This is a genomic window from Neobacillus sp. SRL179, from assembly GCF_984799095.1.
In genome coordinates, this window is sequence record NZ_OZ481792.1 from 403109 (window position 1) to 418517 (window position 15409).

General features: G+C 41.4%; 19 protein-coding genes. 14 read left to right on the forward strand and 5 right to left on the reverse strand.

What is annotated here, in order from left to right:
• The first annotated feature begins 285 nt into the window (after window positions 1-285).
• Together AC4E8C_RS02100 and fosM are read left to right on the forward strand one after the other, a co-directional pair.
• A complete protein-coding gene (locus AC4E8C_RS02100; protein ID WP_490209869.1) occupies window positions 286-717 on the forward strand; it encodes a YueI family protein in 432 nt (143 codons plus the stop codon).
• A gap of 87 nt (window positions 718-804) precedes the next feature.
• Window positions 805-1227: a FosM family fosfomycin resistance protein gene (gene fosM / locus AC4E8C_RS02105; RefSeq protein WP_490209871.1), complete on the forward strand. Its 423-nt coding sequence runs from the start codon at window positions 805-807 to the stop codon at window positions 1225-1227.
• 128 nt (window positions 1228-1355) lie between these two features.
• On the opposite strand, the gene AC4E8C_RS02110 is transcribed toward fosM, so the two are convergent.
• Window positions 1356-1805 carry an OsmC family protein gene (locus AC4E8C_RS02110; RefSeq protein WP_490209872.1) on the reverse strand — a complete coding sequence of 150 codons (450 nt, stop codon included), beginning with the start codon at window positions 1803-1805 and terminating at the stop codon, window positions 1356-1358.
• Between the two features lie 92 nt (window positions 1806-1897).
• Here AC4E8C_RS02110 and AC4E8C_RS02115 point away from each other — a divergent pair, with 92 nt between their 5' ends.
• Window positions 1898-2374, forward strand: coding sequence for a VanZ family protein (locus tag AC4E8C_RS02115; RefSeq protein WP_490209874.1), 477 nt, complete (start codon window positions 1898-1900; stop codon window positions 2372-2374).
• A 5-nt stretch (window positions 2375-2379) separates the two neighbouring features.
• On the opposite strand, the gene AC4E8C_RS02120 is transcribed toward AC4E8C_RS02115, so the two are convergent.
• Window positions 2380-3039, reverse strand: a complete 660-nt coding sequence (locus AC4E8C_RS02120; protein WP_490209876.1) for a lysozyme family protein — start codon at window positions 3037-3039, stop codon at window positions 2380-2382.
• 218 nt (window positions 3040-3257) lie between these two features.
• On the opposite strand from AC4E8C_RS02120, the gene gatC reads away from it, so the two are divergent.
• Genes gatC through gatB form a run of 3 tightly spaced genes read left to right on the forward strand, consistent with a single transcriptional unit; the run spans window position 3258 to window position 6461 of the window.
• Entirely contained in the window at window positions 3258-3551 is a 294-nt protein-coding gene (gatC, locus tag AC4E8C_RS02125) for an Asp-tRNA(Asn)/Glu-tRNA(Gln) amidotransferase subunit GatC (RefSeq protein WP_490209878.1), read from the forward strand.
• Between the two features lie 12 nt (window positions 3552-3563).
• A complete protein-coding gene (gatA, locus tag AC4E8C_RS02130; protein WP_490212439.1) occupies window positions 3564-5021 on the forward strand; it encodes an Asp-tRNA(Asn)/Glu-tRNA(Gln) amidotransferase subunit GatA in 1458 nt (485 codons plus the stop codon).
• Between the two features lie 12 nt (window positions 5022-5033).
• Complete coding sequence (gene gatB / locus AC4E8C_RS02135) at window positions 5034-6461, forward strand: Asp-tRNA(Asn)/Glu-tRNA(Gln) amidotransferase subunit GatB (protein ID WP_490209880.1); 1428 nt, start codon at window positions 5034-5036, stop codon at window positions 6459-6461.
• 476 nt (window positions 6462-6937) lie between these two features.
• Here the strand turns inward: gatB and AC4E8C_RS02140 are convergent, their stop codons facing one another.
• Window positions 6938-7369: a VOC family protein gene (locus AC4E8C_RS02140; RefSeq protein ID WP_490209882.1), complete on the reverse strand. Its 432-nt coding sequence runs from the start codon at window positions 7367-7369 to the stop codon at window positions 6938-6940.
• 147 nt (window positions 7370-7516) lie between these two features.
• Between AC4E8C_RS02140 and AC4E8C_RS02145 the strand changes: the two genes are divergently transcribed.
• Window positions 7517-8059 (forward strand): DUF1697 domain-containing protein, encoded by a 543-nt coding sequence (locus AC4E8C_RS02145; RefSeq protein ID WP_490209884.1) that lies wholly within the window; start codon window positions 7517-7519, stop codon window positions 8057-8059.
• Between the two features lie 43 nt (window positions 8060-8102).
• Here AC4E8C_RS02145 and putP read toward each other — a convergent pair whose 3' ends face one another.
• Window positions 8103-9596, reverse strand: a complete 1494-nt coding sequence (putP, locus tag AC4E8C_RS02150; RefSeq protein ID WP_490209886.1) for a sodium/proline symporter PutP — start codon at window positions 9594-9596, stop codon at window positions 8103-8105.
• 214 nt (window positions 9597-9810) lie between these two features.
• On the opposite strand from putP, the gene AC4E8C_RS02155 reads away from it, so the two are divergent.
• The gene (locus tag AC4E8C_RS02155; protein WP_490209887.1) at window positions 9811-10362 is read left to right on the forward strand and encodes a thioredoxin family protein; all 552 of its coding nucleotides are present in this window, start codon (window positions 9811-9813) and stop codon (window positions 10360-10362) included.
• 39 nt (window positions 10363-10401) lie between these two features.
• On the opposite strand, the gene plsY is transcribed toward AC4E8C_RS02155, so the two are convergent.
• Entirely contained in the window at window positions 10402-11028 is a 627-nt protein-coding gene (plsY, locus tag AC4E8C_RS02160; RefSeq protein WP_490209888.1) for a glycerol-3-phosphate 1-O-acyltransferase PlsY, read from the reverse strand.
• A 106-nt stretch (window positions 11029-11134) separates the two neighbouring features.
• Here plsY and AC4E8C_RS02165 point away from each other — a divergent pair, with 106 nt between their 5' ends.
• The 6 genes from AC4E8C_RS02165 (at window position 11135) to AC4E8C_RS02190 (ending at window position 15262) form a co-directional block, all read left to right on the forward strand.
• On the forward strand, window positions 11135-11920 hold the full coding sequence (locus AC4E8C_RS02165) for a class I SAM-dependent methyltransferase (protein ID WP_490209890.1): 786 nt from the start codon (window positions 11135-11137) through the stop codon (window positions 11918-11920).
• Window positions 11921-12093: 173 nt separating this feature from the next.
• Window positions 12094-12645: an RNA polymerase sigma factor gene (locus AC4E8C_RS02170; RefSeq protein WP_490212440.1), complete on the forward strand. Its 552-nt coding sequence runs from the start codon at window positions 12094-12096 to the stop codon at window positions 12643-12645.
• On the forward strand, window positions 12642-13175 hold the full coding sequence (locus tag AC4E8C_RS02175; protein WP_490209892.1) for an anti-sigma factor family protein: 534 nt from the start codon (window positions 12642-12644) through the stop codon (window positions 13173-13175). The genes AC4E8C_RS02170 and AC4E8C_RS02175 overlap by 4 nt, the downstream gene beginning before the upstream one ends.
• Entirely contained in the window at window positions 13172-14251 is a 1080-nt protein-coding gene (locus tag AC4E8C_RS02180; RefSeq protein WP_490209894.1) for a hypothetical protein, read from the forward strand. The genes AC4E8C_RS02175 and AC4E8C_RS02180 overlap by 4 nt, the downstream gene beginning before the upstream one ends.
• Window positions 14244-14336, forward strand: a complete 93-nt coding sequence (locus AC4E8C_RS02185) for an LPXTG cell wall anchor domain-containing protein (protein WP_490209895.1) — start codon at window positions 14244-14246, stop codon at window positions 14334-14336. The genes AC4E8C_RS02180 and AC4E8C_RS02185 overlap by 8 nt, the downstream gene beginning before the upstream one ends.
• Window positions 14336-15262: a hypothetical protein gene (locus AC4E8C_RS02190; protein WP_490209897.1), complete on the forward strand. Its 927-nt coding sequence runs from the start codon at window positions 14336-14338 to the stop codon at window positions 15260-15262. The genes AC4E8C_RS02185 and AC4E8C_RS02190 overlap by 1 nt, the downstream gene beginning before the upstream one ends.
• Window positions 15263-15409: the final 147 nt, after the last annotated feature.

Consider the following 15409-nt stretch of genomic DNA (forward strand, 5'->3'; position numbering starts at 1 on the left):
GGTAAATCCTTCTCTCCTATTTGGAGGGGAGGGTTTTTTTATGGGGTTAAGGTGCAGAGGGTGTAGCGTGCTAACTGGCGGCGAGAATGCATACTCTCGGATAGCATGCACTTACTCTCGGATAAGGTGAGAAAACTCTCGGATAGCACGCACTTACTCTCGGATAAGGTGGGAAAACTCTCGGATAACATACAATTGCTCTCCTCAGTAACAGTTTTTTGGAACGGAACGCTTTTTAGGGTATCATCATACATAATAATAGCCTGTTATATGGAGTTGATTTGTTTGAGAAAGACAACCGTTGACGAGGTCTTGCAGCAAGGCATGTATGGACATCTAGAGACTAAACCGGATGAACGGCGCAGATACTTAGGAACACTGCGTGAACGAATCGTTGTTGCCCTAAACAAAAGTCAGGTAGCAGAGGATCATGTGTATCCTCAAGTGGAGCAAGCGATGAAGGAATACCCGGGGGCACATCTGTTACTAAATGGCAACATGAGCTATGAGGAATTATCAAAGTATGTAAAAATGGCAGCTAAAAATAAGATTGAACACAAAATTGTAACCAACAAAGAGCATGATACAGAAATTGGATTAGTTCTAGCAATGAGTCAAGCGATCGATAAGGAAGACATTTTTATTACAAAGAAGGTGCAAGTACCAGAACCTCAACAAGTCAAAAAGGGTTTTTTTGCGAAGCTTTTTAAAAGGTGAGGTTTTAAAAAAAGGTAGGTGATTTTATCCAAATCACCTACCTTTTTCATGTAAAATATAAATTAAAACAAACTAGAAGGTGAGTCTATGTCAATAAAAGGGATCAACCATTTGTTATTTTCAGTAGCAGACTTAGATAGATCGATAGACTTTTATGAAAAGGTATTTGATGCTCGGCTGCTTGTGAAGGGGAGAAGTACGGCTTATTTTGATCTCAATGGACTGTGGCTTGCTCTAAATGTCGAAAAAGACATCCCTCGTAATGAGATAAATCATTCCTATACGCATATTGCTTTTTCAATTGATGAGGCAGATTTTACAAAAATGTACGAGAAGCTTAGGGAGTTGAACGTTAATATACTGCCAGGCCGCTCAAGAGACACAAAGGATAAAAAATCAATCTATTTTACCGACCCTGATGGTCATAAATTTGAATTTCACACGGGTACCTTACAGGATCGGCTGGATTATTATGCGCAGGAAAAAGGTCATATGGAGTTTTATACGTAAAGAGGGTTTTTCATGAGGACAAAAACACCGAGCGAGAGGCAAACGTGTCCACATGGAGCGTTCATGAGGACAGTAACCAAAAAGCACTCGCACTTTTCCTCTTGAAGCCACCCATCATCCCATCTCCTCTAGCCAGCTACTTCCACCCTCGCCTGCAGTTCCAATTCCACGTTCCCTTGAATCGCGCGGCTAATCATGCAGGATGCCTCTGCCTTGCTAGCCAGCTTCTCAGCCAAAGCAACATCCTTTTCTGTGGCCTCTTTTTTCAAAACTACATGCGGGCGGTGAATGATTTTTTTATACGTAAAAACGCCTTTAGTGACATCAACAATCCCCTCCGATTCCATCGTCAAGGACTCCTTCTCTAATCCGCTTCTTTCCATCATGGCAGCCAGCGTAATAATATAACACGTTGCAGCGGCACCTAGCAGCATCTCATCTGGATTGGTTCCCACACCTGGGCCATCCATTTCCGGAGGGATGGAAATCTTTGTTTGTAAATGGCCTGTTGCAATTTCTCCAACATCATTCCGTAATCCCGGCCAGTTTGCTTTTAAATGAAAGTGGTGTTCCGTCATGCTAATTTCCTCCAATTTAAGTTTTATCCCCACATTTTCTGGTAAATATGGTATGGTTAATTTTGATATGTTAAAAATGGAGCAGTGAATGAATGAAAATCTTGAAAAAAGGCGTCCTGATACTTATTCTTGGTGTATACATAGCGATTCTATCAAAATTAATTTTGTTTAAATATATCCCTTTATCTGAAATTATTCAGCATTTTAATTTTACGTATGATGAATATCATTGGCGGGATAATAACTTTATTCCCTTTAAAACCATCTACTTTTATCTGTACTTAGCAGATATTAATCTAAGTATTCGCATCCAGAACTTAGTAGGCAATGTTATTGGATTTGTCCCATTTGGGTTTATCTTACCACTGCTCACTAAAAAGTTTCAAAAACTTAGCATTGTCACAGCTGCTACCTTTTTTCTGAGTCTATCGTTTGAAATTCTTCAATTAGTATTCGAATTTGGCAGTTTTGATGTGGATGATTTGATTCTTAATACTTTTGGAGGAATACTGGGGTATATTCCGGTGAAACTCTATCTTATGATCGTAAACAAGAAAAACAACCAATGATTTTCCTAAAAAGATCCATTGGTTGTTTTTTGGTCGTTTGTCACAGGAAAACTATCTACTAATAAACGTATATTTTTGGTTACCTTCGTGCTATAGGTAAAATCACCATAGCAATAAGGATAGCGGAAATTATTCTTATCACCGCCACACGTATAAACGGTTGGCTTTTCTTTTACTCGAAGGAGTGAAAATTCTTTCGCAAGTGCCTCACTATGTTTTCCACCACGCTGTGCCACAAAGTCGATATAACCTATTCCCATGTTGTATGCCTGAATGATTGTTGAAAAATCTACCTTTTGCTGATTTCCATACGAAAAAACCCGTTGAAAATGTTGTACGCCCACTTTAATACTTTGTTTCGGATCTGAAATTGTGTTTCTTGCTAATCCAGCTGATTCTGAGGCCTGCATCGGATCGCCGCCTTGCCCGTGGCTTTCCTGCTGCATTAAGGCAACTAGAACGGAAGTTTGATCTTCTAAATGATATTTAGCTAATTCCGCTTGAAGAAGAGGGGTATATTTTTTTACCTCAGCAAAGGGATCGTCTTTTGCTATCGGAGGCGCCATCTGTTTTTGTTGAAAATAAGTTTGAAACAGCGCCAGCCCGAAAAAAAGCAAAATCAACATGAAAAAGGTTTTGACTTTCTTTCGTCTCCGTTTTTTCATTCGTTATTCTCCCATTCCATTTCTCTTTGATTATTATAAGGGAAGCTTTCGAAACTGTCTGGCCTTAAATGTTTAAAATTTGTTAAATTCATGATGACAATTATCTAAAACGTCCTTCGTTTGTTAATACTGAAAAAGGAATCATTGCGGTAAAGCGGAAAAGTTTGGTATCATCAATAATAAAATAACTGATAAATTGGGTTGGGAGGGAACAAGCGATGTCACGAATTTCCAATGAACAGGTTAAACACGTTGCCAACTTGGCACGACTTGCGATTACAGAAGAAGAGGTAGAAAAGTTAACGAAACAGCTTGATCAGATTATTACATTTGCAGAGCAGTTAAATGAACTAGATACAGAAAATGTTAAGCCAACCTATCACGTGCTTGATATGAAAAATGTATTGCGCGAAGACATCCCACAAAAGGGGCTGCCGCGTGAAGAAGTCCTTAAAAATGCCCCTGAGCACCAGGACGGACAAATTAAGGTACCATCGATTTTGGGAGAGTAGGGAGTGAGTATAGTGAGTTTATTTGATTATAAAGTTTCAGATCTTCATGAACTTTTACATAAGAAAGAAGTAACTGTAACAGACCTTGTTGATGAATCGTTTAAGCGAATTAGCCAAGTTGAGGACAAGGTACAAGCATTTTTAACATTAGATGAAGAAAGAGCTCGGCAAACGGCAAAATCACAAGATGAAAAGTTGACTGCTAGTAATCAAAAAGGATTGTTATTCGGGATGCCGATTGGCGTCAAAGATAACATTGTTACCAAGGGATTACGGACCACTTGTGCGAGTAAAATTCTTGAAAACTTTGACCCTATTTATGATGCAACGGTTGTTCAAAAGTTGCAGCAAGCGGAAACGATTACGATTGGTAAATTAAATATGGACGAGTTTGCGATGGGCTCCTCAAACGAAAACTCCCATTATCAAAAGACACACAATCCATGGAATCTTGACAGGGTACCAGGTGGTTCTTCAGGCGGCTCAGCAGCCTCTGTTGCAGCAGGAGAAGTCCTTTTTTCACTTGGTTCGGATACCGGCGGTTCCATCAGAATGCCTGCTTCTTACTGTGGTGTTGTTGGAATGAAGCCAACCTATGGCCGTGTTTCCCGTTTCGGTCTCGTTGCCTTTGCCTCATCGCTTGATCAAATCGGTCCGATTACGAGAACGGTGGAGGACAATGCCTACCTGTTACAAGCGATTTCTGGATTAGACCCAATGGATTCGACTTCAGCCAATGTGGATGTACCTAACTTTACATCGTCCTTAACAGGTGATATTAAAGGCCTCAAAATCGCCGTGCCAAAAGAATATTTAGGCGAAGGGGTTACAGAAGCTGTGCGTAAGTCTGTCATGGATGCTTTAAAGGTTCTCGAAGGACTCGGTGCTGTATGGGAAGAGGTTTCCCTGCCGCATTCTAAATACGCCTTAGCTGCCTACTACTTATTGTCTTCATCAGAAGCTTCCGCCAACCTCGCCCGCTTTGACGGTGTGCGCTATGGTTATCGGGCGCAGGATGCAGAAAGTTTAATAGAACTATATAAAAAGACCCGGGCAGAAGGCTTCGGTGACGAAGTAAAACGCCGGATTATGCTTGGAACGTTTGCTCTTAGCTCCGGTTACTATGATGCTTATTATAAAAAGGCACAGCAGGTTCGGACGTTAATTAAGAAGGACTTTGAAGATGTTTTTGCTAATTATGATGTGATTGTGGGACCAACAACGCCTACGCCAGCTTTTAAACTTGGTGAAAAGATTGATGATCCATTAACCATGTATATCAATGATATTTTGACGATTCCAGTTAACCTTGCAGGCGTACCAGGGATCTCCGTTCCATGCGGCTTTGATGCAGGTCTGCCGCTTGGATTGCAAATCATTGGCAAGCATTTTGATGAAGCGACTATTTATCGCGTTGCCCATGCGTTCGAGCAGGCAACAGACTTTCATAAACAGAAGCCAGAATTGTAGGGGGTGGGAACAATGGAATTCGAAACAGTGATCGGACTTGAAGTCCATGTGGAACTAAAAACGGAATCAAAAATTTTCTCAGCGAGCCCAAATAAATTTGGGGCTGAGCCAAATACGAATACAAGTGTGATAGACCTTGGTTATCCAGGAGTATTGCCTGTCTTGAATAAAAAAGCGGTTGAATACGGGATGAAGGCAGCGATGGCCTTGAATTGTGAAGTAGCCACCAATACGAAATTTGACCGTAAGAACTATTTTTATCCGGACAATCCAAAGGCTTATCAAATCTCCCAATTTGACCAGCCCATCGGCGAGCATGGCTGGATTGAAATTGAAGTAAACGGCTATACGAAAAAGATTGGGATTACCAGAATTCATTTAGAAGAGGATGCTGGGAAACTTAATCATGAAAAGGGCTACTCCCTATGTGATTATAACCGTCAGGGAACGCCGCTTGTCGAAATCGTCTCCGAGCCGGATATTCGTACACCGGACGAAGCCTATGCCTATCTTGAAAAGTTAAAATCAATTATCCAATATACAGGCGTTTCTGACTGTAAAATGGAGGAAGGCTCACTGCGCTGTGATGCCAATATCTCGATTCGCCCGGTTGGACAAGAAGAATTCGGGACGAAAACAGAGTTGAAAAACCTGAACTCATTCAACTTTGTTCGTAAAGGTCTTGAATATGAGGAAAAGCGTCAGCGCGAAGTGGTGTCTGCAGGTGGAAAGATTGATCAGGAAACCCGCCGCTTTGATGAAGCAACAGGAACCACGATCTTGATGAGGGTGAAAGAGGGCTCGGATGATTATCGCTATTTCCCTGAGCCGGATTTACTTGACTTATATATTGATGCGGATTGGAAGGCCCGAATTCGTTCAGAAATCCCAGAGCTTCCCGATCAACGCCAAAAGCGCTATGTCGAAGACCTTGGCCTACCTGAATATGATGCAAAGGTCTTGACCGTAACAAAAGAAATGGCCGATTTCTTTGAAGCAACCGTTCAGGGCGGGGCAGATGCCAAGCTTGCTTCAAACTGGATCATGGGTGATGTTTCTGCCTATTTGAATGCCGAGTCGAAAGAATTGGATCAAGTGGCGTTAACCCCAGAGGGCTTAGCAAGTATGATTAAATTGATTGAAAATGGCACCATTTCTTCTAAAATTGCTAAAACCGTGTTTAAAGAGTTGATTGAGCAGGGCGGCGATGCTGAAAAAATCGTCAAGGAAAAGGGACTTGTGCAAATTTCTGATGAAGGGACACTTCTTAAGATTATTGCAGAGGTGCTCGATGCCAATCCGCAATCAATTGAAGATTTTAAAAATGGTAAAAATAAAGCCGTAGGCTTCCTTGTTGGGCAGCTGATGAAAGCAACAAAGGGTCAGGCAAATCCACAAATGGTTAATAAATTATTACAGCAAGAATTGCAAAAACGATAAAAGAAAATTGGCTGGCAGGGGACTCCTCTGTCAGCTTTATCTTTGCAATAAAAGTCGAAAAAATTTCGACATACCTCACACCATTTCCCGGGAAAGAGTCCTTTAGTTTTAAGGGCCCATTACATAACTAATCAAACGTTTGGTTGATAAGGAAGTTTAGGAGGATGTGTCGAAGGTTGTAAAATAAGTGGAGAGAAGCTGTTTTCCGACAGAGTTAGTCACTAACAATCAGGAAAAACTCCTTAGTTTCGACAAGGTTCTTAACATCCATGGGATGAAATTCCTTTATTACTAGTCTATAATTCAAATTTAATCAAACGTTTGGTTAGTTTATTTTTATCTAACCAAACGTTTGATTAAAAAGTTAACGGTCTTTGCTGTAAAAGCTTTTTTATATAAAACTTAATAAAAAGATTGTCGAATTGGGTGGGCATAAAAAAACCAGACTTAGAATTAGTCTGGCAATTCGGTTATGCTTAAAAAGATATCATCGCACCGCGTTCATCAAAGATAGAATGTGGATTCCAAGCCACTTCCCAGAGGTTATTTTCAGGATCAGCAAAATAGGCAGTACGTCCTCCCCAAAAGGCGTCACTCGGCTCCCTTAAAATTTTTCCGCTGGCAGCACGGATTTCTTCAATAGTGGAATCCACTTGTTCAGGTTGGTCAACGTTTATGGCAAATGTTACGGGTCGGAAGCTTTCAGGTGATTGCGGTATCTCAACCCCAGCATCCTTTGCCAGCTCCGCAATTGGAAATAAGGATAAGAGGACACCCGCAGTTTTGAAAACAGCGTATTGATCGGAGCTGGACTCCGTTTCCTCCCAACCTAACGATTTGTAGAAGGTACGAAGTGCGGGTAAGTTGAAGGCACCGATTGTAAGCAACGATATTCTTTGTGGAACCATAATTTTTCCCCCTTCAATATGAGTTTTCTATTTCTTTATCATTTCTTCACCTGCTGTTGTTTATCCTTCTTGAAAAACTAGTTTAGGTTGAGAGGAAAATGGTAAGATTTAGTGTAGAAGATGCTGAATATAAAGTGAGGGAAAGAAATGACGATTTATATAGCCTTGTTAAGGGGCATAAATGTGGGCGGGCATCATAAAATCAAAATGGCAGAACTGAAGATTCTATTAGAATCGATGGGTTTACAGAAAGTAAAAACATATATTCAGAGTGGGAATGTTTTATTCGAATCAGTGGATGATGCAAACCATCTCAGTGAGCGGATGGAAGAGGAAATTGGCAGGCGTTTCGGTTTTCCAGTACCAGTTGTGCTAAGGACGGCTGAAGAGTACGAAAGTGTCATTCGAAATTGCCCATTCTCGTCTGATTCGTTAAACGAAGGGGAAAGTGTGCAAATAGCCTTTCTAGCTGGTAAGCCTTCTAAGGAAGGGGTCAGTTACTTGGAATCTTATAAAAGCGATTCTGATGAATATAAAATTAATGGAAAAGATGTTTATATATTTTTTCGCCAGAGTATCAGGGATTCTAAATTAGCGGCACAGCTTCCAAAGTTAGGTGTACCGGCAACCGTACGGAACTGGAAAACGGTCATAAAATTACAGACATTAGCAAAAGAAATGGCCCAATAAAAAAACGCCCGGATTTCCCAAAAATCCGGGCATTTCTTCATTTCTATTCTTGTTTTAACATGCGGACACTTTCATTAAATTCTTTTTCAATTGCCTCATTTTTTTTATAGGTGAGTAAGCTGACAATAACGGCTACAAGTAAGTTGAGCACAAAGCCAGGGACGATTTCGTACAGCGATTCACCAAAGAGGATTTTTCCAAGGTCAGCATTCTTCCAAATAATGACGGTCACTGCTCCGACAATCATTCCGAATAAAGCGCCCCAATTCGTAATCTTTTTCCAAAATAAACTTAATAGAATAATGGGACCAAAGGAGGCTCCGAAGCCTGCCCATGCATAGGCAACAAGATCTAATATGGTATTGTCTTGTTTAAATGCCAGCGCTGCTGCAATGACAGCGACGAGGAGAACGGCCATTCTTCCTAAAAATACAAGCTGGTTATCCTTCGCATTTTTGTTCATGACCATTTTATACAAGTCTTCCACAAGGGCACTGGAGGTAACAATTAATTGGGAAGAGATGGTGCTCATAATGGCTGCTAAAATGGCTGCTAAAACAAAGCCGGCGAAGATAGGATGAAATAAGATTTGCCCTAGTTGAATGAAGACGGCTTCAGGGTCGTCTAAGGTGAATTGCGGATTTTGTTTAAAAAAGGCAATTCCGATAAGGGCTGTAAAAATAGTGCCTAACAAGGAAAGAATCATCCACGCCATTCCGATCCGGCGTGCGCTCTTTGTTTCCTTTATGGTTTTGATGGCCATAAAACGAACAATGATATGCGGCTGGCCAAAATAACCAAGCCCCCATGCCAAGGCTGAAACAACACCAATAAAGGATGTTCCTTTTAATAAATCTAGTTTTGTAGCATCAATGGAACGAATCGTGTCAAACGTTTCGGCTGGACCGCCCGTATGGAAAAACCCAATGGCTGGTACAAGCAACAGGGCAATCAGCATCATTAACCCCTGGATAAAGTCGGTATAGCTGACAGCCAGGAACCCGCCGAATAGGGTGTAGGCCACCACTACACCGCCTACAATATAAAGGCCCGTATGATAATCAGTTCCAAATGAGCTTTTAAAGAAAACAGCGCCGGAAACCATCCCCGAGGAAACATAAAAAGTAAAGAAAAGTAAAATGACAATACCTGAAACGATACGGAGAAGTTTGGTTTTGTCTTTAAAGCGGTTTTCAAGGTAGCTGGGAATCGTAATCGAATCATTCGCCACCTGAGTATAAGAGCGAAGGCGTGGTGCAACCAAGAGCCAGTTTAGGTAAGCTCCAATTGTTAAACCGACAGCAATCCATGCGTCAGCTAATCCGCTTACATAAATTCCCCCGGGCAGCCCCATTAAAAGCCAGCCGCTCATATCCGCTGCCCCGGCACTTAAGGCAGTTACGGCTGGTCCTAGTGATCTTCCTCCGAGCATATAATCTGTCAGATTGCTAGTCTTTCGATAAGAGTACCATCCGATGAATAACATCATGGCGATGTAGATTCCAATCGAAACAAGTTGTAGTGATTCATTGGACATTGTTTTAACCCCCTATTTTATTGTAAAAAAATAATATTCCATATATAAAAAATATTCTATCAATTATCTAACTCTATTGGTAGTGCCATTAGATGTTTTTTTTAGATAGGAAAGAATAACTGTAGAATAATAAAAGAAAATTAAAGGTGCAGTTTCTTTGTAACCTATGGCGGAAACATTTATGATGAAAGAAAATGATAGGGGTGCATGGTGAATGGAATTGAATGATTGGTTTCAAAAAGGCCTGACGGCGGATGAGTATATAAATGGAATGACACGAAATAAGGATGAGATGGTATCCATTTATGAGAAGTTTCACCTAACGGATGAAGACAAGAGCCAGCTGGAGTCTCTAAGACCGCAGCAACTGCGTGCAATTGTTCTAACAGAAGATTGGTGTGGTGACGCGTTGCTCAATAACCCCATTTTGATGAGGATTGCCGAGGCGGCGGGAATAGAACTGCGTTTTGTGCTCCGTGATCAAAATCTCGAGTTAATGGACCAATACTTAACGAACGGCACGTCTCGAGCGATTCCTATTTTTATTTTTATCAATCAAGAAGGAAAAGAGGCAGGGGTGTGGGGGCCAAGGGCACCGAAAATCCAGGAACTTGTGATGGAAAAACGTGCGGCCTTGCCGGCCCAGGATTCTGAGGATTTCCAAGCGAAGCAAATGGAAATGTATAAGGAGTTGGGGGCAACTTATCAAAAGGATGCAGCGATTTGGCAAACGGTTGCTGATAGTATTAAAGATATTCTTCTATAAACAGATCAAAACCCTGGTAGATTTTCTGCCAGGGTCTTCTTACATTTTAATATTGCCATTTTTGGGAGGGATGCGGTCATTAATTAGATTTTTATCGTTTATTTTTGGTTCGATGCCTAAGATGAAATTACGAATGTTGGAACGGTGCAGGTAAATTAGGAATAACGTAAATAAGAGAAAAATGATTTCTAATTCTAGTTTTGGGGAAATGAAAGCATAAGTAAGCATGGTTACACCGACAGAAATGGATCCGAAAAATACGTATTTCGTCAAAAAGATGATAACAAAAAAGGTCACATACGTAATGATCAGCAATGGGATATTAGCAATTAACAACGCTCCGGCGGTGGTGGCGATCGCTTTTCCTCCTCGAAAGCCTGCAAATATCGGAAAGCAATGGCCAACAATAGCGATTAACCCAAAGTAAAGCGGTTCGACATCCAGGTTAAAGTGGATGGGCAGGTATGTTGCAAAGGCACCTTTGGCAAGATCAATCAGCAGCACGAACAGGGCTGATTTTTTACCAAGCACCCTTAGGGTGTTTGTGGCACCAGGATTTTTACTGCCAAGCTCGCGAATGTCCACACCAAATATAAGCTTGCCCACAATTAAGGCGGTGGGGACGCTTCCGATTAAGTAAGAAGCCAGGAGTAACGACCAAATCATATCCATCAATCCCTTAATAAGATATTTTAATATTAGCATTCTATCATAGTTAAGTGGTATTATTTTGTTGAATTAACACTAAAAGGAAGAAAAGGGAGCGCTCAACATGAAACAAATAGATTTCGGTCAAGTTGCTAATAGCTATGCGCGTTCAAGAGAAGATATTCCTGTCACTTTAATGGATAGCCTGCGGCTGCGCAATATTTTTTTTGAAGGGAAAAAAGTAGCAGATATCGGTTCTGGTACGGGCGCGTTAACGAGGAAAATTGCGATGCGAAAAGCCGATATCGTGGGCGTTGAGCCTTCACCTGAATTACTCGCACAAGCGAAGGACCTGAATGTTATTAAAAATTTTCAGATTCCCTATCTACAAGGAACGGCTAGTACAACAGGGTTAGAAGATTCATATTATGATATCGTAACGGTTATGAGGGCATGGCATTGGTTTGACCGGTTGCAGGCCATTCAAGAAACGCGGCGGATCTTAAAGGAAAATGGCACGTTACTTGTGATCGATTCAGGTTTTGTATCAGATTCCGTAGTTGTGAAAAAAACCTTGACCATTATAGATAAATACGTAGAAGGCGGCTTAACACCAGCGGGTTCAAAGGCCGACTCGAAGCAGCGTATTAATGGATTTCCAGTTGAATGGTTCGAGGAGTGGCAGAGTAATGGATTTGAACTAAGAGACTTTTATAAGCTATATTACACAGTCAGTTTTTCGAAACAGGAATGGGTCGACCGGGTAGAATCGCTATCCTGGCTGGCAGGGGTGGATGAGAAGCTTCGTAAGGAAGCGTTACAAGAGTTAGTTGATACTCTAGCAGCGGAAGAACCTTTCGAGATTCCACATGACTGCAATGTTTGTATATTAAGATTAATAGATAAGTGATGAACCGTGCGAGGATATCTCGCACGTTTTTTTATTGATTAAGATCATGACCAAATTAGTGGTGTGTTGCATGGTATGATAAAAAAATAAAAACTTTTTTATAAAGTGTAGGGGTATCTCTTAAATCGTTCGTCTATTCATGTGAAAGCTTAAAAAGAAAGGGGGAGAGAACCATTAGTGACACAGCCTTAATTGAAAAAGTGCTGGAGGGCAATGAACATGCCTTTCGCCTTTTGGTGGAGAAGTACCGCAATGATGTGTTCCGGACCGTCTTTGCTGTTCTTCGCGATCAAAAGGAAGCAGAAGATGCGGCACAGGAAGTGTTTATAAAAATATACACGTCTCTCTCCCAATATGAAAATCAAGGTTTTAAAACGTGGATAACGCGAATTGCCGTTAACCATGCAATAGATGTCAAACGAAAACAGGCAAGAAGAAGAGAGGACGTTGTGGACGCACTTGAAACTCAAGTCTTAGGGGCAGGGACACCAAAGGACAGTGTGGAAAAGAAAATTATAGAGCAGGAAGAGCGCCAGCTCGTTCGCCAAAAACTGAATGAAGTACCAGAAAATTACCGCGAAGTAATCTACGGCTTCTATATAGCCGAAAAAAGCTATCAGCAAATGGCGGAGGAACAAAATGTCCAAGTCAAGACGATTGAGACAAAGCTATACCGGGCCCGGAGCTGGATGAAAAAGAATTGGAAGGAGGACGATTTTTCATGATGCATTACAGTTACGATGAATGGCAGCAATATGTTAGAAACGAAATTAGTGATCCTATTCGCGAAGAACTTGAAAGTCATTTATATACGTGTGACCAATGCCTTGAGGAATACCTGCAAGCAATAGCAGCAAATGAATCATCCCTTCCAACCCTTTCAAGCGAAAGCAACTTCACCGACCTCGTCATGGAAAGAGTGCCTGACACCGTTAGCACTCTACACACCATGTCAACCGTTCCATCGGTGCCTGACACCATTCGAACTCTTAGCACTATGCCAGTAGTGGCTTCGGTGCCTGACACCGCGAGGAAAAAGCCGTTTTATCAGCAGGCGTTGTTCCATTATTTGCTGGCGGCGGCTGCGACGATTTTATTAATGTTTAGCGGGGTGTTCCAATCTCTGGCAACCTATGCCAATTCATTGGAAGGTCCGATAGTTCAGGAAAAGAAGTCTTCGGTGACGGAAGGTGTTATTAATAAAACATTTGCATGGGTGGATTCCCTAGAAAAAAAGGAGGCAATTAAGAAATGAAAAGTTCGACGAAGGCATTAACATTATCCCTTTTTCCAGGCCTCGGTCATATTTATTTCGGAAAGATTTTTCGCGGGGTGTTGTATTTATTATTGGTAGTTGGCTTAGCCTTTGTCACGATTATAGGTTTAATGACCAATGATCCAGAGATAGCCATTTTAACCTTTTTATTAGGTATCTTCATTTACCTGATTAGTTTCATCGATATGGGTGTACAAATATCCAAACAAAAGAAAGAACTGCTTGAGGCAAATCCTGATCCGCTTAATCCCAAACCGACCCAGGATTCTGAACGCTTTTACACAATTGTCTTGTCGTTTATTCCGGGACTTGGCCACTTTCAAATTGGTCTCATGAACCGGGGCCTAACATTACTGGCCTCTTTCTTAGGGCTGGCAGTCATGGTGATCTTTGTGACAGCCCTTTCCAGCCGCAGTGAATTTCTGGTCTTTTTGGCCGCACTTCCGATTATCTGGGTTTATGGATTCTTTGACGCCGTCCAACAGGTAAATAAAAAGCAGCGTGGTGAAGAATTAGTCGATCGAACCATTTTTGAGGATTTTGAAATGCGCAGGGAAGATGGGAAAAAGAGTAAGTCCATTGCTACCTTCCTATCGATTTTCCCGGGAGCAGGTCACTTATATCTAGGCTTACAACGGCGTGGTATTCAATTGATGGCAGCGTTTCTCTTCTCGATTTATATCTTAGATATTTTACGACTCGGGATTTTCTTGTTTTTAATTCCGATTATCTGGTTTTATAGCTTTTTCGACGCGATGCAAAAGGTTTCAAGGTATGGGAAAGAACAGTTGGAAGATGAACCAATTATCGCTTACTTCCTTAATCATCAAAGATGGGTTGGGATTGGGCTAATCCTGCTTGGCATTTATTATTTAATCACGAACGTCTTGCTGCCGGCTTTATCACCGATCTTAAATCGATTGATCAATGTTGATATCATGTATTGGGTTCAGGGATATTTACAGACGGGAATCGTTTGTGTCTTATTAATAGGCGGCGGAATCAAGCTGCTATCGGGAAGTAAACAAAAAAAGGAGGCGAAGAACCATGAGTAAATGGCGAAGCAAGATGGCGGGTATCGTCTTAATTGGTGCAGGAATTGGGTTCCTTTTTAGAAAAAGAAGGGAGGCGTCAAACTAATGAGAACTTGGCGTGTTGGAACATTTTCAATGGGGGCCTCCCTCGTCTTTCTTGGTCTTTTACTCTTCTTTTCAAAATTTCTTAACTTAAGTCTGATTGAAATAATGATGGCATGGTGGCCGATCTTATTAGTCGTTTTGGGAATTGAAATTCTCCTCTACTTGTTCCTATCTCGACAGGAAAAACCAATGTTAACCTATGATTTTTTGAGTATTTTTTTTGTGGGACTGCTCGGCATGGTTGGAATTGCCTTTGCCATCGTAAGTTCCACGGGGGTCTTGGGCAAGGTGGAAGAGGTAATGGCACGGGAAACTCGTTCATTTGAATTGCCTGACTTCTCCTATAAAACCGATGATACCATTAAACGGGTAGTCGTTAAGACTGTTGGTTATGACATGACAGTGGAAGCGACAACAGACAAAGAGGTTTCTATGTTTGGTACATACCGTGTCCAAACGGCAAAAAGGGCGGAATTGCTAAAAAGCGCCGATGATATCATTGTCGCCAATCAAAAGGGAGATACCTTATATTTGAACTTTAAGATGCTGCCAGCTGAAATTGGACCGTTCGATACACAAGGGATTGTTGCGGCAACCCTCCTAGTACCAAATAATGTAGAGCTTGAGGTAATCGGCAGCAATGATTCACTCACCTTAAAACCTCGTACTCTTGTGAACGATTGGAATATTGAGAGCAACTCATCATCCGTTGTGGTAAATGTCGACAAGAATAGCAATCTAAAAGTTGCCACAGTTGGAGTTGAAAATATAAGAGGGAAAGACGGCGAGTGGCAGGTGTCAAAGCAGCAGGATGATCCAGCTAATGAGCAAAATGTAACGTCCAAAACCGCTGTTTATCAATCAGGGGAAGGTAAATATTCTATCCATATTACCAATGCCTACGATGTTAGACTCAATACAAACTGATAGATCAGTGGGGGGGTTCTCCCACTGATTTTTCATGGCAGTAACCCACAAAGTCAAATTCAGCTATGACTTCCCTGACTTTAAAAGACAACGCCCGCCCGCTTTTTAATTGCAAAAAAATAATTTGGCGGTATGATAGTAAATGGA